The 22,904-nt window shown below is 69.0% G+C and carries 21 protein-coding genes and 1 pseudogene; 8 read left to right on the plus strand and 14 right to left on the minus strand.

What is annotated here, in order from left to right; all coding sequences use genetic code 11:
- On the minus strand, nucleotides 1–587 hold a 587-nt coding region (locus G4D87_RS11385; protein ID WP_163781823.1), incomplete at its 3' end, for a DUF4150 domain-containing protein.
- A gap of 317 nt (nucleotides 588–904) precedes the next feature.
- Here G4D87_RS11385 and G4D87_RS38855 point away from each other — a divergent pair.
- Nucleotides 905–1,174, plus strand: a complete 270-nt coding sequence (locus G4D87_RS38855) for a hypothetical protein (RefSeq protein ID WP_205507543.1) — start codon at nucleotides 905–907, stop codon at nucleotides 1,172–1,174.
- Nucleotides 1,175–1,299: 125 nt separating this feature from the next.
- Entirely contained in the window at nucleotides 1,300–2,529 is a 1,230-nt protein-coding gene (locus G4D87_RS11390) for a hypothetical protein (RefSeq protein ID WP_163781824.1), read from the plus strand.
- Between the two features lie 15 nt (nucleotides 2,530–2,544).
- Here G4D87_RS11390 and G4D87_RS11395 read toward each other — a convergent pair whose 3' ends face one another.
- The 7 genes from G4D87_RS11395 to G4D87_RS11425 form a co-directional block, all read right to left on the minus strand.
- On the minus strand, nucleotides 2,545–3,321 hold the full coding sequence (locus G4D87_RS11395; RefSeq protein ID WP_163781856.1) for an Imm49 family immunity protein: 777 nt from the start codon (nucleotides 3,319–3,321) through the stop codon (nucleotides 2,545–2,547).
- Nucleotides 3,318–4,403, minus strand: coding sequence for a hypothetical protein (locus G4D87_RS11400; protein ID WP_163781826.1), 1,086 nt, complete (start codon nucleotides 4,401–4,403; stop codon nucleotides 3,318–3,320). Before G4D87_RS11400 ends, G4D87_RS11395 begins: the two co-directional genes overlap by 4 nt.
- 30 nt (nucleotides 4,404–4,433) lie before the next feature.
- Nucleotides 4,434–5,732, minus strand: coding sequence for a TIGR02270 family protein (locus tag G4D87_RS11405; protein WP_163781828.1), 1,299 nt, complete (start codon nucleotides 5,730–5,732; stop codon nucleotides 4,434–4,436).
- Between the two features lie 83 nt (nucleotides 5,733–5,815).
- Nucleotides 5,816–6,436, minus strand: a complete 621-nt coding sequence (locus G4D87_RS11410; protein WP_163781830.1) for a hypothetical protein — start codon at nucleotides 6,434–6,436, stop codon at nucleotides 5,816–5,818.
- On the minus strand, nucleotides 6,433–7,302 hold the full coding sequence (locus G4D87_RS11415) for an AHH domain-containing protein (RefSeq protein WP_163781831.1): 870 nt from the start codon (nucleotides 7,300–7,302) through the stop codon (nucleotides 6,433–6,435). The genes G4D87_RS11410 and G4D87_RS11415 overlap by 4 nt, the downstream gene beginning before the upstream one ends.
- Nucleotides 7,303–7,328: 26 nt before the next feature.
- A complete protein-coding gene (locus G4D87_RS11420) occupies nucleotides 7,329–7,847 on the minus strand; it encodes a DUF6484 domain-containing protein (protein WP_163781833.1) in 519 nt (172 codons plus the stop codon).
- A 28-nt stretch (nucleotides 7,848–7,875) separates the two neighbouring features.
- Entirely contained in the window at nucleotides 7,876–8,334 is a 459-nt protein-coding gene (locus G4D87_RS11425; RefSeq protein ID WP_163781835.1) for a DUF4150 domain-containing protein, read from the minus strand.
- A 459-nt stretch (nucleotides 8,335–8,793) separates the two neighbouring features.
- On the opposite strand from G4D87_RS11425, the gene G4D87_RS11430 reads away from it, so the two are divergent.
- The 3 genes from G4D87_RS11430 to G4D87_RS11440 all read left to right on the plus strand — a co-directional run bounded on the left by G4D87_RS11430 (nucleotide 8,794) and on the right by G4D87_RS11440 (nucleotide 11,412).
- The gene (locus tag G4D87_RS11430; protein WP_163781837.1) at nucleotides 8,794–9,270 is read left to right on the plus strand and encodes an Lrp/AsnC family transcriptional regulator; all 477 of its coding nucleotides are present in this window, start codon (nucleotides 8,794–8,796) and stop codon (nucleotides 9,268–9,270) included.
- Nucleotides 9,271–9,273: 3 nt separating this feature from the next.
- Entirely contained in the window at nucleotides 9,274–10,494 is a 1,221-nt protein-coding gene (locus G4D87_RS11435) for an aminotransferase-like domain-containing protein (RefSeq protein WP_163781839.1), read from the plus strand.
- Nucleotides 10,495–10,665: 171 nt separating this feature from the next.
- Nucleotides 10,666–11,412, plus strand: a complete 747-nt coding sequence (locus G4D87_RS11440) for an SDR family oxidoreductase (RefSeq protein ID WP_163781841.1) — start codon at nucleotides 10,666–10,668, stop codon at nucleotides 11,410–11,412.
- A gap of 64 nt (nucleotides 11,413–11,476) precedes the next feature.
- Here G4D87_RS11440 and G4D87_RS11445 read toward each other — a convergent pair whose 3' ends face one another.
- Nucleotides 11,477–13,873, minus strand: a complete 2,397-nt coding sequence (locus G4D87_RS11445; RefSeq protein ID WP_163781843.1) for a lytic transglycosylase domain-containing protein — start codon at nucleotides 13,871–13,873, stop codon at nucleotides 11,477–11,479.
- A 289-nt stretch (nucleotides 13,874–14,162) separates the two neighbouring features.
- Here G4D87_RS11445 and G4D87_RS11450 point away from each other — a divergent pair, with 289 nt between their 5' ends.
- Complete coding sequence (locus tag G4D87_RS11450) at nucleotides 14,163–15,563, plus strand: DUF3466 family protein (RefSeq protein WP_163781844.1); 1,401 nt, start codon at nucleotides 14,163–14,165, stop codon at nucleotides 15,561–15,563.
- Between the two features lie 17 nt (nucleotides 15,564–15,580).
- Here G4D87_RS11450 and G4D87_RS11455 read toward each other — a convergent pair whose 3' ends face one another.
- The 3 genes from G4D87_RS11455 to popC form a co-directional block, all read right to left on the minus strand.
- Nucleotides 15,581–16,582: a M91 family zinc metallopeptidase gene (locus tag G4D87_RS11455; protein ID WP_205507544.1), complete on the minus strand. Its 1,002-nt coding sequence runs from the start codon at nucleotides 16,580–16,582 to the stop codon at nucleotides 15,581–15,583.
- 969 nt (nucleotides 16,583–17,551) lie between these two features.
- Nucleotides 17,552–17,968, minus strand: a complete 417-nt coding sequence (popD, locus tag G4D87_RS11460; RefSeq protein WP_240358196.1) for a PopC secretion inhibitor PopD — start codon at nucleotides 17,966–17,968, stop codon at nucleotides 17,552–17,554.
- Between the two features lie 63 nt (nucleotides 17,969–18,031).
- Complete coding sequence (gene popC, locus G4D87_RS11465) at nucleotides 18,032–19,453, minus strand: subtilisin-like protease PopC (RefSeq protein ID WP_163781848.1); 1,422 nt, start codon at nucleotides 19,451–19,453, stop codon at nucleotides 18,032–18,034.
- Nucleotides 19,454–19,928: 475 nt separating this feature from the next.
- On the opposite strand from popC, the gene G4D87_RS11470 reads away from it, so the two are divergent.
- Nucleotides 19,929–20,735 (plus strand): prolipoprotein diacylglyceryl transferase, encoded by an 807-nt coding sequence (locus G4D87_RS11470; protein WP_176411296.1) that lies wholly within the window; start codon nucleotides 19,929–19,931, stop codon nucleotides 20,733–20,735.
- A gap of 90 nt (nucleotides 20,736–20,825) precedes the next feature.
- A complete protein-coding gene (locus tag G4D87_RS11475) occupies nucleotides 20,826–21,404 on the plus strand; it encodes a class I SAM-dependent methyltransferase (RefSeq protein ID WP_163781852.1) in 579 nt (192 codons plus the stop codon).
- A gap of 16 nt (nucleotides 21,405–21,420) precedes the next feature.
- On the opposite strand, the gene G4D87_RS11480 is transcribed toward G4D87_RS11475, so the two are convergent.
- Both G4D87_RS11480 and G4D87_RS11485 read right to left on the minus strand, forming a co-directional pair.
- On the minus strand, nucleotides 21,421–22,380 hold the full coding sequence (locus G4D87_RS11480; RefSeq protein WP_163781854.1) for a sigma-70 family RNA polymerase sigma factor: 960 nt from the start codon (nucleotides 22,378–22,380) through the stop codon (nucleotides 21,421–21,423).
- Nucleotides 22,381–22,383: 3 nt separating this feature from the next.
- A pseudogene (locus G4D87_RS11485) lies at nucleotides 22,384–22,904 on the minus strand (amine oxidase); the annotation flags it as partial.

The raw sequence follows: 22,904 nt of genomic DNA on the forward strand, positions 1-22,904 counted from the left end.
TGCGTGGACAGCTCCCGCCCCTCCAGCATGTTTCGCCCCAGCACCGCCGAGTTCCCCAGGTTGCACCCCACCCTGCCTTTCCTGTCAAAGGCGTGCGCCTCCTTCCCGCAATAGTCACACGTCTCCTCGGGCTCCCTCTGCGCCACCTCATCCACCCGCACCGCCACTGGTGGCGCGCCCTGCGGCTGCATGATGGGGAATGGCGCCGTGTTGTGGTCATTCAGTGTGAAGAGGTCGAAGTTGCGCACCACCGGCCTGCCCTCGATGAAGACGTCAGCGGAGTAGCTCACCGGGTGGGCACGTCCCTTCGTCGTCCCCGACGTCACACCTCCGCCCGCCGTGCCTGCCTCGTTGCCGGTGGACCTGCCCAGGTATGAGTCCCGCAAGGCCACCGACGCACCCTTGATGCGCACCGTCCGGGAGCCATTCTCCAGGTCCCGGCTCACCGCGACGTTGGGGAGCGGCACGGGCAAAGGCCCTCCCGGCGAAGGCACCCGACAGACGTCCGGAAAGCCCACCACCGTGCCTCCACTCTCCGCGGTGACCGGCGTCATGCCATTCACATACACATCGCCCTCGTCGGACATGCGTGCCCCCAGGCTTGCGCGCATCAAGCGCCGCACGTGCCAAGCATTACCTGATAGGTAGCCTAAACAAGAGCCAACATCCAACATCCCGTCCGGAAGGCGACACACTGCACTTCCAAAGCTCCTCCCCTCCAGCGCCCGCGTTCGGCGTTCCGAGAACATCCATGTGCCACAAAGCCGCAACCATCCGAGTCCGCACCAACTTGGCGCGTAATTCCGCGATGCGCGCGTTCTTGTGGTCGAGTTCCGCTTCGAGAGGAGGTACGTCTCGCCACAACCATCTCCTTCCCGCCCACCGGCCGCTGCTCGGCAGCCCCTTGAAGAAACTCCTGCTCAATATTCACGGGACACACCATGTCGAGGCGAAGCCTACGCCTGCTTACCTGAATGGAGTTCGCATTGGCCGCCGAGTCGTTGTCGGACACAAATTACCCATGAAGGGTCAGAACGCGCGCAAGCCGCACAATCTCGTTGCAAAGAAAGAACATCGCCCAAAGAGAAGGCGTTTCCGTAAAGATGTGTTCGACCTACCAGCCAAACTGCTCTTCCACGACGGCGCAGTCGACTTGAACAGACGACGTCACTGAGCGTCACACATCAGATGCGGAGACCAGCATTCCCGACCTCGCCCCCGTGAGATATTGTCGGGTTCGTGCGGAACTGGGCTCCAAGAACCGGGTTTGAGGGGACTCTTCATGAGCTTTTCGAACTCATGGCAGTTTTCTATCCGAACCTACCCGCAGTCATTGCAGTACAGCGCTGGCTGCTTGCTCGCGCGGCATCCGGTGACGAGACGTTTATCTGCCGCAGACACGCCGGGGTACCTCGTGGTGCTTGGATCCCCCGCAGTGATGCGAACGCATATCTGACGTCCGACAACGAGTTCGCAACCTCCGTGTTCGGGCTGACGTGGTCTGGCGATGTCGAACGACTGACGTCCGGCTCACTTCTCGACGCCTTTGCAATTCGCGGCGTAAAGCTCTGCTGGGCACTCGGAACGAATCCCAATGAGAAGTCAGCTGTCCTGCTGAGCCACGCGACATCCAGGATTGCGTTGCCGTTGCCGGTCGGTGGGACGAGTCTCTATCGTCCTCGGGGCGAGCAACGGCTGAAGCTCGCGCACCTGACGCCCGCCGCTGACGCGATTGGAGAGTTGGGCCTCGCTGAGCTCGCGCGTCGGCGCCTCCGAATGTTCCGCTCCGTCAACCCGATGAACATGTACCCACTTCCCCAGGCGGGAAATCAGTTCGTGCACTCGGCCAGATGGAAGGGCACTCGGCTCGCACTCAAGAAGAACGACCTCGGCGAGACGGACGAGATTCTCGCATGCCTGGTCGCATTTCTCGAAGAGAAGTACCGCAATGAAGGCCATGCCGATGACTTCGCCGCATACGCGAACGCTGCGCACCTAGATCTTGAGCCACGCGACTTGGCTGCGCTTCGCAGGAAGAGTCGAGAGGTCCATGTAACCATCGCGCCAGCGCGGAACCTCTGCAACCGCTCCCGCGTCGACCCCCTAAGCTACGAGGCGTTCAAGGAATGGGCCCTGGGTATCGTGCGACGCCATGGGCACGGACCAGTCGATTTCTTCGTCTGTGGAGAGCCGTGCGACATGAAGATAGCGGGGGGCGGCAGGCCTCTCGTTCACATCCGCCTCGATGGCTTCGAAGAGGACGACGACAAGTACAACACAGTTTACCGCGTCGCTAGAGACACGAGGGTGTCAGCGCTCGCGTACTTCCTCCTGCTCGACAACCGGCATCACAGTGATTGCAACGCGCTCTTCCGCCCGGACATGTCGCGCACAGGGGGAAGCTTGAAGCCGCTGCTGGCCTTCACGAACAGCGACATCCACGGGCGCGTCATCCCTCATCTCAGCTTGTACAGCGGCGAGGTCAAAGGATGGAACGTCCTATCGCAAGACTCAGCCGGTTCGCGCTGAACCCGGAAATCCGCTTCAGTCCGACTCCACGTCGATGCGCTCCCAGGAGCGGGCATCCAACGCCGGGGGACGGCCCTTCCTCGCGAGCGAGGGGATGTGCAGGTAGTCCCGCTCGGTCGCCAGCCCCTGGCGCTCGGCCATGTAGACCAGGCTGAGCCCCTCGACGCAAAAGCGTCCCTCCGTGACGAGGACTTCGGGAGCCACACTCCCATTGTCCTCGAGCTCCGCCCACTCGTCGCTCCGCGCCTCCAGGTACTGCTCCAGCGCCGCGTTGAAATCATCTTCGCGGGCGTTCATGAGCGCCTTGCAGACGTCCAGCCGGAAGTCCTCCGAGCCTTCGAGCGCCTTCTCATAGCGATCGAGCAGCGCCTCCAGCGTGGTGCGCGACGCCCCCAGGCAGGCGTGCTGCATACAGAACTCCACGAAGAGGAAGTCCTCCTCATACTCCTTTCCCTGGATCCACGTCCGCCGGGAGTGCCGTGCAATCTCCTCCGCTCCCTGAGCGTCGCCGGCAGCCAAGGCGTCGAAGAACGGCAGCGCCTTGCTCCCGAGTCGCCCCTCCTCCGCTGCGTGCGCGCTGAAGAAAGCGAAGGCGCGGCCACTCTGGTGCAGGTGAAAGCGGAGCGCGTCGGGCGAGCCATCCAGGAAGAGCTTCCCGATGCCCGCGATGCGGAAGTTCTGACAGAACGCGAGCACCTTGCGCTGGGGTGCCCCCGCACGGATGCGCGGAAGGAGCCCCAGGTTGTCCTCCAGCGCATTCTGGACATAGACAGGCAGATACACGGCGCTCATGTGTTGCTCCTCCGAAGTGACATGCAGCCCACCGCACCGTGCTCGGAGCTGGATACGACGAGCGAGCAAGCCTGTCGGCCGTGGCCCCGCGAGAGGTCGTGCGCGGCCAGGCATACGCCCAGCGCGCCACTGGCAGCCCCCACGTCTCCCACATAGGTGACAGGCAGGTGCAGCCGCGCCGCGCCGAGCCTCGTCCCGAGGTGGACGCGCACGCAACCCCACTCATGGGACCGCCACTGCTCGCCGTTGAGGTCGGCGTAGACATCCCCTTCAAAAGGAGACGGCAGGCCCGACAGGACGTCCTGGATGCACGCGGCGAGCCCGCGGCCCATGTTCTGCCGCCCTGAGCCGAAGTGGTCGGGCTCCCGGCCCGTCGCAATCGTGTCGATGCGGATGGCGGACTCCTCGCCGCGGCGACGCGCGCTCGCGTCCGTCTCCACCAACAGGCACACGCCGGCCTCCCCCGGCATCAACCCGACCGGATGGTCCTCGGTCTTCAGCCGGCGGTGACTGGCGAGCTGCTGGAGAAGCAGCTCGTCCAGGTACGAATCCACCGCGACCAGCAGCACGCGCTCCAGGCCGCGTGAGGCCATCCATTGCTGGCCGTGCTGGAGGCCCGCGGCGGTGCCCGCGTGCCCGCTGGAGATGAGCTCCACGTTCGGCTCGGCGATGGCCAGCCCGAGCGAGCGATGCAGCGGCTGGAGGTAGCTCTCGCGAATCTGCTCCAGCGACCCTCCCGGCGCCGACAGGAAGACCTCGTCATCCGCGGGGGGTGTCACGACGACGAGCCCCGTCTTCTCCCAGAAGGCAGCAGGCCTGCCCGACACGTTGGGATGAGACAGCAGGTCCTCCACGGCGCCTCGCGCCAGCCGCAGCCACCGGCCGATGAGCTGGAAGCCCTCCGTGTAGCCCCGGATGGGGTGGCCCGACACGGGGATGTCCTCCTGGGACTCCTCTTCCACCACCCGGAACTCCCGAAGCTTCCGGGGCCGTGAAATGCCGGCGCGAATCGCAGCGCAGGCGGCCTCCACGGAGTGTCCGACGCTCGTCACCGCACCGGTCGCCATCAGCACCAGACTCAAGGGGCCTCCCCAGCTAGAACGCTCCCGCCCTCATGCGGTCATCAGGCTGTCGAAACCGCGGAGCGTCGAGTCCAGACGCAGCGCCACCAGGCCCTGGAGCTGCCGCAGTTGGAAGGCCACGCGTGCCGTGGTCGCCACCTGGAGGGCACCTCGGGTGCGGACCGCCAGCTCCAGTGCCCAGACCGGGCGCAGGCACGCGGGCCCATGGGTCAACTCGGCGGACACGGCCGCGGGGCTCCAGGGGACGCCCCGGACGAAGCGCCCCCGCTCGTCGAAGCGTGTCCGCGCCTTCTGCCACCAGGCACACACAGAGGCAGCCCGCACACGGCCGGGCGGAGGCGGAACCCGCCATGCGCCTGTTGCCGCTCCCATCTCGCCAGCGCCCTCCTCCGCGGATGAAGGGGCTTCGTCGTCCAGTTCGTCCGTGAGCAGGTGCTCCGTGAGGTCGAGTCCGGTGATGATGGCGAATGCTTCGGCCGCCAGCCGGGAGACCGCCTCTTCCCGCTGCATCACGTCCACCAGCGCCTCGGCCGCGACCCGTCGCCCGCTGAACCCCAGGGCCCAAAGCACGTCCTCGCGAAGCCGCGACGCTTCCGCGGCCTCAAGGAGCAGCCGCATGTCCGCGGGCTCCCCGCCTGACGCGAGCGCCAGCGTCGCCAGGCGGCCAGCCTCGCCCGGCGCCCCCACCTGCCGCCGGCACGCATGCCACGATTCGTGCAGCCCCAGGATGAGTCCCGTCTCCAGGGCAACGCATCGCACGCAGTCCTCCGCATGCGCCAGCCCCTGCCGCACGAGTCCCTCCGCGACCGGTCGCGTGGTGAAGCGCGCCGAGCGCAGTGCGGCCTCCCACAGGGCCGGCGCGTCGTCGGCGCCGAGCGTCCGCGGAAGCGCCGTGCCCGGGTCCGCCTGCCACGCGGTCAGCACCTCCAGCAACATCGCCTGGGCCTCCGGGCCCACTCGCGCCACCTGAGGGAGCAGCAGGGCCTCGAACCGGCTCCGGTCGGCGAGCTCGAAGGCGCGTCGGATTTCGGGACGCGACTCCTCCGGCCCCTCCGTCAGGCCCCGCAGCAGCAGCACCAGGGACGCGGCCCCTTCACTTTCGAGGAGCGCGAGCGCCGCTGGACCGACCTGCCACAGGTCCTCGCCCTCCAGGGCGGGCAGCAGCAACCGCTTGGCGACGGGTGCGCCTCCGATGACGAGCCCCTCCACGTGCGCGAGCAGGCGTGCCTCGTCGCCCTCGGCGACCTCCTCGAGCGACTCCTCCCACGAGGCGAGCGCGCGCTCCCGCTGGCGCCAGTGGAATGCGGCCTCGTCCAGGTGCTCCTGCATGACGTCCCAGAGGATGCGTCCAGGGCGCTGACTTCTAGCGAGACCTTCGCGTGGGGGGCCGGGCGGAATGTGCATGGGCTTCGTCACGCGTCGCTGAACTTCAGCTCCGACACGAGGAGATTGCTGAAGTCACCTTCGCTGAGCTCCTTGGCCAGCTCGAAGCCCAGCACATAGGACTTGGAGTCCTTGTCGATGCGGAATAGCGGCGGAGCGTTCTTCATCTTCTTCCGGTCGAGCACGGGCACGTGCACATCGACGATACGCTCCGGGTTCTCCGTCCCGCGCTGGACATCGCTCGCGCCCATGTCCAGGCAATCAAAGGTCCCCAGCGGGTTGATGATGAAGTAGTCCCGGCTGTAGACACGCTTGCGGTGGTCGTACAGCGTGAAGGACAGGTACTCCACCTTCTCGTCACCACAGTGCTTCTGGATGATGTCCTTCACGTCCTTGTGGACGATGAGCATCTGCCGCGTATTGCCGAGCAGCGAGGACAACTGGATGCCGAGGTTCTCCTTGTCCATGTAGAGGCGGGCATCCTTGGGCAGGATGGCACCCACGGGCTCGCCCAAGGCCACGCGCCACGAGTCCATCCCGATGCCCTTGATGAAGTTGCCCAGCATGCAGAGGTCCGGGTCGTCCTGGTCGCCCATGTTGTCCAGCATGAAGAACCGGAGCTTTCCCGCGGTCGCAGCATGATCGCTCATGATTTGAAGAGACCCTTCAGGTTCGATTTGGTGGGAGCCTTGTCGAAGTGGCTGGCAGGGATGTCATCCAGCGCATCACCCTTCATCGTCCCCGCTGCCATCAGCTTTCCCGCGGCAATAATCTTGTCATACAGCAAGCTGGAAAGCGCCTCGATCTCCGACTTGCAGACCTCGTAGTCGGCGGGCGGACCCTCGTGTTCCTGCACGGCGGCCTGAACGGGCACCAGGCACCACTGCAACTTGTGGCGCACGTGGTTGCTGTAGGCCCGGTGCGAACGGTGCTCCGCCGTGAGCCGGTGCCGGGGCAACTGCAAGGCCCGCGCGACCTTCTCATCCATCGGCAACAAGATCATGTTGGCCTTGTGATTGAGATTGTATTTCTCCTTGAGCAACCCGCCGCGGACCTTCTTCACATACACCGTCTGCAAGGGCTTGCCCTCGCCCACCTTGACGATGCAGGACTTGAGCACGTTGTTGGGCACGAGGTGGTGCGCCTCGTGCCAGAAGGGCACGTTGCAGCTGGTTCGGAAGTTGCGCCCCTCGGCCGTGACGTCCCAGGCCTTGTTCTCCCCGTTGGGAGCCTGGACCCGCCGGGTGCCGCTGCGGGCGCGCACCGCCATCGCGAACGTCTTCTGCTTGCTCAGGGCTTCGTAGGCGGGCCAGTTGTAGGTCGCCTGCGTCTCCAGTGCCTTCTTGAAGGCTTGCCAGCGATGGTTGCAGGAGACGGCCTTCAGCACGCCCTTGCCATTCTGCTCGCGGCTTCCGTCGTGCCGATTGAGACACGCACCACCTTCCGTCGAGTTCCTGACCACCTTGTGCTTGACGGTGAGGTTCTTGTCGTCCCAGTTGTGCTGTTCTTTCGACATGACGAACTCCTGGGTCGGGTGTGCCGTCAGTTGATTTGAACCTTGCCACCCTTGATTCTTTGCACTTCGTCCGCCTCGGTCCGGATGTTGATGCCGCGCAGAAGCATTTGCCCATTGCGGCGCAGGGTGAGGCTGGCCTTGCCACAGCGCAGGACGATTTCATCGCGTCCCTCGATGACCACCCGATGCCCGTCGACCTGGGCTTCCATGGGTGCGTCATCAAGGAGAGGTTCAAGCACGGCATCCAGCAGAGGCGTCTCGCTGGGGGCATGAATGAGCCCCATCAAGAGGGGCAGGCCTGGGTCGCCATTCTCGAAGAGGAGGATGGCGCCCTGCCGCTGCTGGGCCGCACGGGTCAAGGCTTCGCGGTCCAGCGGTATCGCGCTGCGTGCGGGAAGTGGCCCGTGCGGATTGCCAGGATAGTCCACGAGCGCCCCGCCAGCACTGCTGGCACCTGTCACCCATCCCACCTGGGGACCCAGAACCCGTTCCGCCAGCGATTCGGACGGGGCACTGCGCTTGTGACCAGGGTCTGAGGTGTCCATGCGGGGTCCCTTGGGTAGCCGCCTGGCGCTACCGCGGCTTGCCACACTCGTCGCACACGAGCTCGGAGGTCCCGCCCGTGGCAATCACCGGGGGCTGCATGACGGGAAAGGGTGGGGTGTTCTTGTCGTTGTGGAGCATCAGGTCCATGGCGCGCGCCACGTTCTTCCCCTCGAACAGCACGTCGAAGGAGTAGTTGACGAACTCGGCCTTGCCCTTCGTCTTGCCGGAGACCACGCCTCCGGCGCTACCCGCCTCGTCACCGGTACTGGTGCTGAAGTTCGAGTCCTTCACGCAAACCGGGTTGCCTTCCACAGACACCTTCCTGGTCCCCTTCGCCGTATCCGAGGACTGCGCGATGTTGGGATAGGGAATGGGGACAGGCCCGGCCGGAGTCGGTGTCTTGCACACGTCAGGGAAAGCGACGGTGACACCGTTGCTGTCTTTGGTGATGACCGACAGCTTGTTCACACCCACCGTATTCGCCATGTCCGCCCCCAGGCCTTGAACCGTACCCGCGCCCCTCAATGAGTCTCAATTGTCCCACCGTCTGATGTCGCGGCACACGAACCCCGCACGGCCCGCGCCCGCGCCATGCGTGGAGGCGGCCCGTCGCACCGCTCGTTGCCGACAGGTCTCGGGCCGGGAGGTCAGCCGCCGCCACGCGCCGTGCCACGAACAGTCCAGTGCCCGCCCACCGTTCACCCGCACACGACACGCGGTGTCAACGAACCCCCGGGCAGGTGCCACCGCGCCTGGCTCGCCCCAGCTTCCCGCCGCTCGCCAGCCGAGGCCTCGCCCGGCGGACAAGCACACCTTCCCACCGGCGATACCGGCACAGGTTCCGACACGAGCGGACACCGCCTTCGGGGTTGCATCCTTGGAGCTTCAAATTTAAATTATCTGCCGTCCGACCAAAGCACCTATAAAATCAAGGCAAACGCCCCCATGTTCCTGGACGAGCTCGACCACCGCATCATCGACATGTTGCAGCGCGATGGCCGCGCCACGCAGCTGGAGCTGTCGCGCGCGGTGAAGCTGTCCCAGCCGGCGGTGGCGGAGCGGATCCGCAAGTTGGAGGAGCGCGGCGTCATCACGGGCTACTCGGCCCGCGTGGACGCGGCGAAGCTCGGCAAGGACATCACGGCCTTCATCGGCGTGAGCATCGAGCACCCGAAGTACTTCGACGAGTTCCTGAAGCAGGTGCTGTCGCTGCCGGACGTCCTGGAGTGCCACCGCGTGGCGGGCCAGGACTCGTACCTGCTCAAGGTGAAGTCGGCGAACACCCGTTCGCTCGACGCCCTGCTGGTGGGAACGCTGCGCACCATCGCGGGCGTCACCCGCACGCAGACCACCATCGTCCTGACGTCCATGAAGGAGGACACGCATGTCCATGTGCCTCCAGAGAACCCGAAAGGAGCGTGATGCATGAGCGCTGACGCGATGAGCGCCCCCCTCCCCCCGCCGCCCGTCTGGCGGCTGGCCCAACGGATGTCCCGCATCAAGACGTCCGCGGTGCGCGAAATCCTGAAGGTCGCCGAGCAGCCCGACATCCTCTCCTTCGCGGGAGGCCTGCCGGCCCCGGAGCTCTTTCCGCTGGAGGCCATCGCCGAGGCGCACGCCGAGGCCCTGGCCACCGAAGGACGCGCCGCGCTCCAGTACAGCACCACCGAGGGCTTCGGCCCGCTGCGTGAGTGGATCTGCGGCCACCTCCAGAAGCGCGGCCGCCAGTCCCACGCGGACCAGGTGCTGATTACCAACGGCTCGCAGCAGGGCATCGACCTGGTGGCCAAGGTGATGCTGGACCCCGGTGACCTCATCATCGTGGAGAACCCCAGCTACCTGGCGGCGCTGCAGACGTTCGGCGCCTATGAGGCGCGCTTCGCCACCGTGGGCAGCGACGACCAGGGCATGCGCACCGACGACCTGGAGCGCCTGCTGGCCACGCACAAGCCCAAGCTGGTGTACGTGGTCGCCAACTTCCAGAACCCCAAGGGCACCACCCTGTCCCTGGAGCGGCGGCGCGAGCTGGTCCGCCTGGCCCAGCAGCACCGCTTCCTCATCCTGGAGGACGACCCCTACGGCGAGCTGCGCTTCCGCGGCGAGCACCTGCCGTCCCTGGCCGCCTTCGACGACGAGGGCGTCGTCGTGTCGCTGGGCACCTTCTCCAAGACGCTGGCCCCGGGCATGCGCCTGGGCTGGGCGGTGGGCCCGCGCGACTTCGTCCGCAGCCTGGCCGTCGCCAAGCAGTCCACCGACCTGCACACCGCCACGCTGGCCCAGCGCGCGGTGGTGAAGCTGCTGGCGCGCTTCGACTACGCGGCCCACCTGGAGTCGCTGCGCCCCGTCTACGGCGCGCGCGCCCAGGCCATGCTGGACGCCCTCCAGGTCCACATGCCCGCCGGCACCCGGTGGACGCACCCCGAGGGCGGCATGTTCCTCTGGGTGGAGCTGCCCGGCGGGCTGGACGCCCAGGCGCTGCTGCCCAAGGCGGTGGCGCAGAAGGTGGCCTTCGTGCCGGGCGCGCCCTTCTTCGCCAACACCCCGCGCCCGGAGTTCATGCGCCTCAACTACTCCAACCGCCCGCCGGAGCTGATCGCCGAGGGCATGCGCCGCCTGGGCGCCGTGATTGCCGCCGAGCTGGGTTGAGCCGCTGACGGAGGGTCCTTGCCGCGCCGCGTCGGAAACGGCGCGGCGCTTTTCGTTTCAGCGAAGTTGAAGCTTGATTCAGGTTTCAAATCGCCCGGCGCTGGCCAGGGCGACCGGGGTTTCGTACCCTGCGCGGCATTTCGTACCACCCCACCTGCCGGAGAGAGACACATGCAGCTCAAGGACCTGAAAATCATCGTCACGGGCGGCGCCCAGGGCATGGGCGCGCACTTCGCGCAGCGCCTGCACGAGGCGGGCGCCCAGGTGGCCGTGGGTGACGTGGCCGAGGAGCGCCTCGCCTCGCTGCCCGCCGGCATCCACCGCCGCAAGCTGGACGTGTCCTCCGAGGAGGACATTGTCTCCTTCGTGAACTGGGCGCAGGGCGCCATGGGCGGCCTCAACGGCCTCATCAACAACGCGGGCATCCTGCGGGACGCGCTGCTGGTGAAGAAGGACCGGACCACCGGCGAGGTGAAGAAGCTGGCCACCGCCGACTGGAACGCCGTCATCGGCGTCAACCTCACGGGCGCCACGCTGATGGTGCGCGAGGTGGTGGCGAAGGTGGCCGAGTCCGGCCAGAAGGGCGGCGTCGTCGTCAACATGTCGTCCATTGCCCGCCACGGCAACCGCGGCCAGTCCAACTACGTCTCCGCGAAGGCGGCGCTGGCGGCCAACACCGTCACCTGGTCGCGCGAGTTCAGCCCCTTCGGCGTGCGCGTGGGCGCGGTGGCCCCGGGCATGATTGAGACGCCGATGACGCAGGGCATGAACCAGAAGGCGCGCGACGCGCTGGTCTCCAACATCCCCGTGGGCCGCATCGGCCTGCCCGAGGACATCTGGCTCGCCGTGAAGTTCATCCTGGAGTGCGACTACTTCAACGGCCGCACCATCGACGTGGACGGCGGCCTCAACTTCTGAGTGAGGCCCCTCCTCCGGGCGGCACGACACCGTGCCGCCTGGAGGTCCGCGGGGACGCCGCGCCTCACCGCCGGCTGGCGTCGCTGAGGCGCAAGTCCCGCAGCAGCGCGGGCTGGTCCGCGTAGAGCAGCTTGTAGGCGCTGTAGCTGCCCAGCACCTTCTTCACGTACCCGCGCGTCTCCTCGAAGCCGATGTGCTCCACCCACTCGTCGAGCTCCGCTTCGGGCAGCGCGTGCCGCCAGCGCTCCACCGCCCGGGGCCCTGCGTTGTAGGCCGCCACCGCGTAGGCCACGTTGCCGCCGAAGTGCTTGAGCAGCTGTCCCAGGTACGCCGCGCCCAGGCGGATGTTGGTGTGGGGCTGGAGCAGCGCGGACTCGCCCGGCATCGGCATGTCCAGCGAGTCCGCCACCTGCCGCGCCGTGGCCGGCATCAGCTGCGCCAGGCCCAGCGCGCCCGTGGCTGAACGCGCGCGGGCATTGAAGCGACTCTCCTCGCGGATGAGGCCCTGGAGCAGGTCCGGGTCCACGCGGTGGGCTCGCGCGTAGCGGGCAATGGCCGTGCGGTACGCCAGCGGCCAGGTGGCCTCCCAGATGGGGCGAGACGCGGTGCTCAGCGGACCGTGGACCTCCTGCTTCAGCGAGGTGCGCGCCACCTGCCGCGCGGCCCGGTGGCGGCCGGTGCGCTTCAGCGTCTGGTACAGCAGCCGCGCCGGGGCCTCGGGCAGCGCGCGCGCGTCCACGGCGAGGAATTCCTCCACCGCGCCGGGCAGCCCCAGGCGCATCAGCTCCACGCCCGCGTTGAAGCGCGCGTCCTTCGCCAGCGCGCCGGGCGGCAGCGGCCAGATCTCCTCGGACTCGCCCACCTCCGCCATGGCTTCGTCCGTCGGGGCGTCACCGCGGCCGGAGCCGCCGGTGCCCTCCAGGGACTCGGGAGGCACGGGCTTGGGGTACAGCCGCGCCACGCGCTCCGGTGAGAGCAGCGCGAGCCGTGAGCGGGCCAGCATCCCGTACCAGGCCGCGGGGCGCTCGGCGGCGATGTGCGCGTAAGCGTCGAGCGCCGCGTCCGCGGAGGCGCCGGACTCCTGCATGCGCGCGCGCCAGTACCGCGAGCGCCACAGCGCCTCGTCCGTGCGCGCCGCCTCGGGCAGGTTCTCCACCGCCGTCAGCGCGGCCAGGGCCGCCGGGGCGTTGGCCTTGCGGGAGTGCAGCCAGAAGGCGCGGAAGAGCGACTCCGAGGCGAAGTTCCCCGCCGGATAGCGGCGCGCGGCCTCTTCGTAGCGCGCGAGCGCGGTGTCATCGTCCCCGAGCCGCTGGAGAATCCAGGCCTCGAAGAAGAGCGCGTCATCCGCGTAGCCATGCTCCGGGTAGTCCCGCGCGAGCGTGGCGTAGGTGGTGATGGCCGCCTTCGGGTCCACCACCGACTGGGAGTAGCCCAGGATGTAGAGCGCCTGGGGCCGCTGCTCGGACGCCGTGCAGCCCGCCACCATGGGCGCCAGCACGTCGATGGCCCGGCGATGCTTGCGCTCCTTGCGCAGCGCCCGGCCGTACGTGAGGTGCGCGCGGCAGGCCAGCTCGTCGGGCAACTCCAGGTGCGGCAGCACCTTGTTCAGCAGCGCCATGCCAGCGTGGTTTCGGTGCAACTCCACCAGCGCCTCGGCGCGGCGCACCCGCCACTTGAGCGGCAGGGGCAGGCCCTTCAGCCGCTGCTCGGCGCGCCTCGCCTCGCGCGACAGCGGGCTGGTGGCCCACACCTCCAGCAGCGCGCGGTGCTCGGCGTTGTACTGCCCTTGCGCGCGCGCCAGGTCGCAGATGGCCAGCAGCGCCTTCATCCGGAGCGCGTCCGGCCCTCGGGACTGGCGACTGTCGATGAGCTCCTGGAGCGCCGTCAACGCGCCCGGGATGTCCCTCCTCCGCTGGAGCACCCGCGACAGGCTGAAGCGCGCCTCCGGGTACAGCGGCGAGCCCGGGCTCACGCCGCGGTACTGCCCCGCGGCCGTGTCCAGCTTGCGCAGCCGCTCGTTGGCCTGGGCGGCCCGCAGCAGGCTGTGGTCGCGCAGCGCGCCGTAGTCATCCGCCAGCGCGGCGAACTCGTCGGCCGCCGCCGCATGGTTGCGCGCCAGCAGCGCGCTCTGCGCCATGAGGAAGCGGACCTGCGGCGTGGCGGCCTCCTGGGCGAGCAGCGCCCTGGCGCGTGCGTAGCGGCGACGCCGGAACTCGGCATGCGCCTTCGCCAGCGAGCCCTCTGCGAAGTACGGCGCGAGCTGCTCCGGACCGAAGGCCTGGGTGGCCAGCTCCCCGTCGGTAGGCTGCGCCACGGGTGAGTCGAGCAGCGCCTCCAGCTGGTCCTCGGAGAGCACGTCGCCGGGCGCTTCCTCCAGCGGCGCCTGCGCACGGGAAGGCGTGGCGCCCAGCATGCTCGCGCACGCGAGAAACACCACGGCACCTGCTCGAAGTCCCACCATGACCGCCCTCTTTCTTGAACCGGGGCGGCAATGCATCGTCACGCGGCACGCATTGGGGAGCCACCCTCCGGGCACACCCGGACGCGCGCGTCAGCCAGCGGATACAGCGCCGGTGTGTGCGCCAGGGACAGTGCTCGAAACCCAACGGGCGCACTCCGCGCCCAGGCCATTTTCGCCCTCAGAGCACTAATGCAACTCGATTGCACATACGGGTTCGCCGTGACATATGTCGGGGCCGCGCGAGGCGACACCCGCCCACGCGGTTCTCCACCCAGTGCCGGGACAAGCGATGCACCTACGAACTCTTCATCTGGCCCTCCTGGCCGCGACGGCCATCCTCCTGGGGGGCTGCGGCTCCTCCGACGACCCCGAACCCGTCGAGTGCGGTGGCTACGGGTACCTGCACGGTGACCACTGCCACTGTGACGAAGGCTATGAGGCGGACGGCCTGACCTGCGTCCCCGCCGAGGAGCCCGTCGTCGAGTGCGGCGGCCATGGGCACCTGCACGACGACCACTGCCACTGTGACGCGGGCTACGTCGAGCAGGACGGCACCTGCGTCCCAGGCGAGGAGCCCGCGCCTGACTGCGGCGAGCATGGCCACGCCCACGGTGACCACTGCCACTGCGATGAGGGCTACGTCGAGCAGGACGGCACCTGCGTCCCGGAGCCGCCGCCCGTCATCCCGGAGCTGCCGGCATACACGCTGGTTCCCATCGGCTACCCCTCCGGCACCGGCAGCCACGCCCAGGCGATGAATGACGCCGGGCAGGTGGTGGGCAACGTGCGCTCGGCCGTGGTGGGTGGCACGCCGCCGCCACTCATCGCCTACCACTGGAGTGGCGACACGCTCACCGAGCTGGGCACCCTGCCCGGCAGCAACGCCTTCAGCCGCGCCTACGGCATCAACGCCAGCGGCGTGGTGGTGGGCGAGAGCGACAACGACGCGCCCCGCGCCTTCCGCTGGGAGGCCGGCGCGCTGACGGACCTGGGCACGCTGGGCGGCGCCACCGCCGTCGCCACCGACATCAACGACAGCGGCGTCATCGTGGGCAGCGCCTCCACGGGCACCGCCAGCCGCGCCTTCCGCTGGGAGGCGGGCGCGATGACGGACCTGGGCTCACTGGATGGCCTGAGCACCACGCTGGCCCGCGCCTGGAGCATCAACGCGCACGGTGACGTGGTGGGCTACAGCAAGAACGCCCAGGGCGTGACGCGGGCCACGCTGTGGACGCGCGAGGGCACCCGCGTGAACCTGGGGGCGCTGGACGTCACGCGCGCCAGCCAGGCCCATGACGTGAACGACGCGGGCATGGTGGTGGGCTCCGCCGTCGTGGGTGCCACGTCCGGTGGGTCGCCCATCTACAACGCCTTCGTCTGGAGCGACGGCACCATCCGGAGCCTGGGCACCCTGCCGAGCCTGCCCGGCGCCATCCACAGCGAGGCCAAGGGCCTCAACGCGGAGGGCTGGGTCGTGGGCTACGTGGGCCAGTTCTACGGCAACACCACGCTGGGCACCGCGTCGGCCGTGGCGTGGCTCGGCGAGCAGATTCACGACCTCAACAGCGTGCTCCCCGCCGGCAGCGGATGGACGCTGCTGAGCGCCGAGGACATCAACGCCCGCGGGGACATCACCGGCCTGGGCCGCTTCAACGGCACGCTCACCGCCTACAAGCTGGTGCGTCAGTAGGCGCGCCCCCCCCGGACTCACTTCTCCAGGTCGCCGACAATCCGGCCGATGGGCGACGGCTCGCCGCGCAGCTTCTGGAAGAAGTTGCGGTTGTCGGTGCCCTGGTCGAAGACGCTCAGGGTGTCATTGATACCGTTCTTGTCGGGACGCATGCCCGAGTAGTCCTGCCGCGACGGCAGCCCGTGCTCCGCGCGGATCGCGTTCTCGCTGGGCGCCCAGCCCGCGGGCGTGTGCGGCGTGGGACGCAGGCCAATCGTCTCGAACTCCTCCCGCAGGCGCAGCCGCTCCTCGACCGTCTCCTTCATGGGCTTCGTGTATTGGGGGTGCTGGTTGAAGACGTCCGCGTTGCTGTGCTTGCTGGCCGCCAGCGGGCTGACCTGCACGCCGTTGGACGCGCGCCACGCGTGGACCGACTCGTGGCCCAGGCTGTTGAAGCGCGGCCCCGTGGCCTGCTCGTTGTACCGGATGTCGCTGGGCCGGCCCGCGCCAGGCTGGCCTTCGTAGCGGTACGCCGGGCGCGTCGAGGCGTAGGTGCCGTCGTTCCGGGGCATGTGGGACATCGGCATGGCGCTGTTGCGGCCCGAGTAGATGTCCGCCACCGTCAAGGGCTGCCGCTGGGTGCCCGTCATGCCGGGGTTCACCGCCTGCGTCCGGCCGTTGAGCTCCGTCATCAGCTGGTGGCCTTGGGGCTGGCTCGTCAGCCGGTGCGTGGAGGTGCGCACGTCCGAATTGAAGTCCGCGAAGTCCGCGCCGGACTGGCCGCTGTCACGGCGCGTGCGGATGCCCTGCAGGTCCGGGTGCACCACGCCGTAGTCCGTGCGCTTGAGGTTGTCCTTGCCCGTCTGCAGCTCGCTGGGCGTCGGGCGCGGGGCGTTGGGCCCGGCCGCGGTCTCCGTCTTCGGCGTCTTGTCCGTCTTCGGCGGCTTGCTCGCGTCCAGCTTCGGGGGCGCGCTGTTGGAGCGGGGACGCGAGGAAGCGGAGGAGGGCTTGGAGAAGGAGGGCTTCGAGCGGAGCTTCATGGGGAGCCTCGGGAGCGGGAGGAAGGCGTCGCTCCCACACCAGAGCATGTCCCGTGCCTACCGCGTCGCGTCATACCCCAGGCAACAAAGCTCGTGATTTCAAGAGGTTCCGCGATGCATGGGGAGGCTCCCGGGCGGGAAGGCCGGTGACACCGCTCATCCCCTGGTGACGGGCGTCACCAGTCACCACCACGGGTGGCTCTGACGGCGGATCCGCTCCACGCGGCGCCGGACGCTGCGGTGGCCCGAGGCCAGGCACCCGCACCGCCGGCCTGCCACGCACCGCGCCGCGACGCTGGCGTGGGGGCCGGCCTTCGGAGCGCTGGAGGTGGAAGGCGGGAGGGACACCCGGGGAGAGCGCCTGCGGCGGCAGCGGCGGCAGGAACTGCCTGGCTTCCAGGCCGTCATCGCGCCACCTCCAGGTAAGAGGGGCTGCACGCACTGAGTGAGGGCTTCATCGCCAGTTGCATGGAGGGACTCCGGGGGCTCGCGTCCACTGACCGCGAAAGGCAACCTTCGTGCCTTTCAATGGACAGACGCAGGTCCCTGGTTTTCCTGGCGGCGCCGTGGCGGGCTTGGGACGAACAGACTGTGCGCGTGTGCAATGGACGTCACACCGCGTGACACGGGTGACAGCGGGACACGGCGACAATGGGAGACAATCACTGCTCACCGCGTCGCCATGCGCACAGCCTCACACGCGCCGCGCTTGCGCCCCGTCCACCAGCCGACGTCACCCTTCGACTCGCGGGCAACTGGCGGAATGACGGGTTAATCGCGAGATTCCAAGCTATTCAGGAAGAAGCGGCGGAGCCGTCGGTTCTCAGTAGCGGAAACGAAGGCTCGGCCACATCTTCAGGAAAGGCGGGAACACGCGCTTTTCCAGGTGGCAGCAGGGCCACCCGGGCAGCCCTCTTCAGACAGGGAGGGAGTCCCAGACCAGGGGTGCGAGGCGAGGGGCACCCACCGCTAGATGAGGTCGAGGGGCATCATCGTGCCCGCTTCGAACTCCGGGGCACGGCGCAGCTGGTCCAGCACCCGCGGCGCGCAGCGCAGGTGGAGCATGGGCATGGAGCCCGGCTCGCTCACCGAGCGCACCGCGCCCAGGAGATGGTGGGCCTCCAGCCAGCGCATGAGGCTCTGGTGGAAGCGCGCGCTTTCGGCCAGACCGGCCTGGTGCACTTCCACGCGAGAGCGGACGGGCGGACGGGGGGCCATGCGCCCACGCGACGCCGCCGCCGGTTCCTCGCGGGGCATCACCGTCACGTCAATCCAGTCTGGCTGCGTGTCCGCACCCGCGGCGCCCGGCAATGGGCGCACGCGCGCGGACAGACCCGGGACGCCGCCGACCCGGACGTCCCCCCACTCGCCATTCTTCCTGCCCATGGCCCTCATCCTCTCCCGGGTCCGGCGCTCCCATGGCGCCGACCCCGGCTTCAACCACCACCGTCACCTGAATACGGCCAGGCCCTTGCCTGTCTTGTGGGTTCCCGACCGAGGGAGCTTCACCGCATTCGACAGGATCAAATCCCTCACCTCGAGCGCCGTCAAGTCGGGGGCACGGCAACGGTACAGCGCCGCGATACCCGCTACATAAGGCGCTGCCATGCTCGTGCCACTCATTCGCTCGTAGAACGCCTGGTTGTTACAACGACGCTCCGTGCTGGAATAGACATTCACGCCATACCCCATGATGTCCGGCACGCCGCGCCTACCCACGGTGCCACTCGCGGAGAATGTGGCCACGTTACGCTCGAAGTCGACCGCGCCGACAGCCAGTGATTCTGGAAAGGCCGCTGGATAACCAACCGTGTCGGGTCCACTGTTACCTGCGGCCACAACGGGCAGGACGTTGCTGTCGAGCAGGCGACGAATCATCGTCTGCAGCGCGCGCAGGTTGAGGTTGTAGTCCGCCTCTGAGATGCCGGGCGGCGGCATCAGCGGGAAGCCGAGCGACAGGTTGACCACCGCGGGCCGCGTCGAGTTCTCCGGGCGGCTGAACTGGTGCAGCAGCCACTCCATGCCCGCGGCCACGCGGCCCAGGCTGGTGCGGATGGTCTCCGATTCGATGACGGACGCGACGTAGAGGTCCACCTCCGGGGCGACGCCATGGTGCACACCCGCGGCGATGCCGCACACGTGCGTACCGTGGCCGTCCGGGTCGAAGCCGCGGATGTCCCGCGCCGGGTTGTGCGGCGAGTTGGGGAACAGCGACACGTAGCGGAACTGGATGACGCGCGCGGCGTGCTCGGGGTGGTCCGCGTCCACGCCGGTGTCGAGGATGCCCAGCATGACGCCGGCGCCGCGGATGCCCTGAGCGTGGGCCAGGGGGACGCCGGACTCGTCGGGCCACTCGCGCTCGGCCAGCGAGGACATGCCCCGGTTGCGCGGTCCCGGTTGTCCCGCCGACACCGGGCCAGGGAAGGACAGCGGGACGACGTCGGGGATGAACTCGAAGTCGCGCTCCAGCTCGCCGCGGGCCTCCTTCTCCGTGTGGTCTTCGTAGAAGTGGGCCATGGTGGCACCGATGAGCGGCATGTACCGGTAGCTGCCGGGCTCCGCGCCGGTCTGCTCCGCCACCGTCGCGCCTGGCATGGGCGGCGTGGAGGCGTCCGCGCCGCGCGTGCCCGCGGACTTCGCGCCCTTGCCCTTCCGACGACGCTCCTCCTGTCCACTGACGGGCGGACGCGAGCCGGGCAGCGTGGCCGACCGCAGCCCGAGCGCGAACAGCGTGTCCGGCGCCTTGTTCGCCACCGCGAAGCGCAGCGCCGTCGTGCGCGACAGCACGCGCTCGCCCTGCTCCGTGCCGCGAGGCCCCACGCGAGCCTGCGACTCGATGGACTCCTTTGGAACCAACAGGTAGGACTTCATGGGTTGTGTGCTCCTTGAACCACTGTGCTACGCCGGACGCATGAGGCGAGGTCGTCCAGCATCAGGTCAGCACCCGTCGCGTGCGGCGCCTCGCGCGTGCGACAGGGGCAATGGGGCCGCGCGTCCGGCTCGACGTGACAGACTGCTCGCGGCGTCATGCCTGTCCCCCTTCATCCAAGAGGCCCTGCGTTCCCGTTCGATTGGACAGGAAGGGCCTGACAAAAAACCACGGATTTCCCGTAGTACACGCACGAATGGATTAATTCGGTTCTAACTGGCCTTGCGCGAACGTCCGGAAGTGGGAGTGATTCCCTCCTGGGTACGAGCAAGGTGCCCGGAGGCACACAGGAGCGGTGTCCTCCACCCGACCTCCAAGAAGACGAGGCCGGGAAAGACTCCGTTCCGACATTTGTTCGCCCACATCCCTCCGCCCGGATTAAGGGTGGGACGTTCGCATCCCCTGGAGCCGCCTGACGTGATTCCCTACTGGCACGCCCCCTCGATTGAGCTGGGCCCCCTCAAAATCGAGCCCTTCGGCATCTTCGTCGCGGTGGGCATCCTGCTGGCCGCTCGCCTGCTTGGCCGCAACGCCGAGCGCGACGGCCTGAACCCCGAGCCGCTCGCCGACTTCGCGCCCTGGGGCGTGGGGGTTGGCGTCGTCGTGGGCCACTGGGTGCACCTGTTCTTCTACCACCCGGAGGAGCTGTCCAAGAGCCCGTTCCAGATATTGAAGGTCTGGGATGGCCTGTCCTCGTTCGGCGGCCTGTTGGGCGGCATCCTCGCCGCCGTCGTGTTCTTCAAGGTGCGCAAGCTGCGCTTCTCGGACTACTCGGACGCGTTCGCCCTGGGCGTGGCGCCGGGCTGGGCGGTGGCGCGGCTGGGCTGCTTCGCCGTGCATGACCACCCGGGCGTGCCCACGGACTTCTTCCTGGCGGTGGCCTTCCCCGGTGGCCCGCGACACGACCTGGGCATGTACGACGCCATGGCGCTCTTCGCCATCAGCGGCTTGCTGTACGCGCTGCGCAACGCTGGGAAGCTGAAGGGGCGCCTGCTGCCGCTGCTGGCGGTGCTGTACGCGGTGTGCCGCTTCTTCTTCGACTACCTGCGCGCCACGGACATGGCCTACGTGGACGCCCGCTACTTCGGGCTGACGCCCGCGCAGTACGGCTGCATCGCGTTGGCGCTCTACGGCATCTGGGGCGTCCTGCGGCCCCGGGAGCCGGGGACGGCCTCCTCGCCGCCGTCGTCTCCGAAGAGCCCGGGAACGGTGGGCGCGCGGTAGGACGGCACCCTGGCGTCTCATGGGCCCGGAGCTCCGGCGCATCCGCGGCGGGCGTCCGGGCCCGCGTGTTTCCGACGAGGAGGCTGTCGCATGAAGGCGCTCGCGTACGACGCGGTCATGACGCCCCTGGGCTGGCTGGGCCTCACCGCCGCCCGGCGCAAGCTGGTGCGCGGCCTGTCTGGCCACGTGCTGGAGGTGGGCACCGGCACCGGGCTGGCGCTGCCCGGCTACCCGGACACCGTCACCGCCGTCACCGCCATCGACGTGGACGAAGCGGCGCTCGCGCGCGCCCGGCGGCGGCGGCCCGACGCGCGGCTGCTGTACGCCAGCGTGGAGTCCCTGCCCTTCCCCGCCGCCGCCTTCGACGCCGTGGTGTCCAGCCTCGTCTTCTGCAGCGTGGAGGCGCCTGCGCGGGCGCTGGCGGAGATTTTCCGGGTGCTGCGCCCGGGCGGCGCGCTGCGCATGCTGGAGCACGTGCGCGCGCCCTCGCCGGCGCTGGCCACCGTGCAGGACCTGCTCACCCCCGCCTGGATGCGGGTGAGCGGTGGGTGCCGGCTGGACCGGGACACGTTCGACCTGGTGCGGCGCGCGGGCTTCGACGTCGAGCGCCGCGTGCAGCGACTCCAGGGCGTGAGCGAGCTCATCATCGCCCGGCGCCCGGCGGGCTGACGCACCACCGGAGCGCTCAGGCCGGCATGCGCAGGCCGGCGAGCTTGCGGTCCGTGAGGATGGAGTGGACCTGGGCGATTCGCCCGTCCGCGCCCAGCTCCACGCGGACCACGACCTGGGTGCCCACCTGCGGGTCGCGCCGGGGCGGCGGAAACACGGACACCACCGCGGGCAGGCCGTTGAGCATCCGCGGCTCCACGGCGGAGGGCGGCCCCCGCAGCTCCATCAGCCGCCGGTAGAGCAGCAGCACGCGCGGGACTCCAAGCACCGGCACGCGCGCGGCACGGTACTGGCCACCGCCGTCCGACAGCGCGCACACGTCACGGGCGAGCAACGCCTCCGCCGCCGCCACGTCGCCCGTCAGCAGCGCGCCCAGGAAGCCCTCCAGCGCGGCGCGGGAGCGCGCCTGGAGCTCCCGCGTCGGCAAGCAGCGGGCATTGTCATACGCGGCCATCGCCGCCCGCGCGCGGTGGTGCACCACCTTCACGTTGGGCTCGCTCATGTGCAGCGCCTCGGCCACCTCGCGCACCGAGTAGTCGAACACGTCGCGCAGCAGCAGCACCGCCCGCTGCTTGGGAGACAGCGCCTCCAGCGCGAGCAGGAAGGCGAAGGAGACGCTCTCCAGCAGCGCGTAGCGTCCCTCCGTGGAGCCGCCTCCCGGCAGCCGCGCCTCCACGCCCGGCGGCGGCAGCTCCTCCTCGCCCGTGTCCAGCGGCGAGGGCAGCCAGGGCCCCACGTAGCCCTCGCGCTTGCGCCGCCGCAACGTGTCCCGGGCCAGGTTCACCGCCACTCGCGTCAGCCAGGGACGGAGCGCCTCCATGCGCGCGGGCGGCGAGGCCAGGGCGCACGCGAAGGTCTCCTGCACCAGGTCCTCAGCGTCCGCCGACACGCCCGTCATGCGGTAGCAGAGCCCCCACAGGAAGCGCTCGTGCTCGCGCACGGCCTGCGCCAGTCCTTCGTGCGCGGGGCGGCCCATGCGTCAGCGCCCCACTGCCCGGCGTGACGCCACCTGCTGGTCCGGGACGAGAGCGCGCGCCACCGACTCCGCGCTGGCGAAGGACGCCTCCGCGAGCAGTCCCTCCGGCCCCACCCAATCTCCCACGCGGTACAACCCAGGCACGTGCGGCACCGCCACCGAGGGGCGTCCGCGCAGGCCGCCCGTCTCCGCCGTCGGCAGCCAGTGCGACACCAGCAGGGAGGGCCGGTAGCGGCGCGCCACGACGGACGTCCGCCAGCCGGGTTGCAGTGCATCCATCACTTCCTCCAAGCGGGCCTCGCTCGCCTCCGGGCCTCTGCCGCCCAGGTATTGCATCACATGCACCACCGCGCCGCCTTCCGGCGCCAGCTTCGCCACCGCGGAGTGCACCGACGCGTACCAGGGGCCGTCGGTGCCGAGCGCGAACAGCGCGTCCGGACGAGGCAACCGGGACAGCCCCAGCTCCAGCGTGGCCGCCTTCACCGGCACGGCGCGGGCCGCGTCGCGCGCCAGGAGCGCGTCAC

Origin of the sequence: Myxococcus vastator, from assembly GCF_010894475.1 — a bacterium.
Lineage (GTDB): Bacteria > Myxococcota > Myxococcia > Myxococcales > Myxococcaceae > Myxococcus > Myxococcus vastator.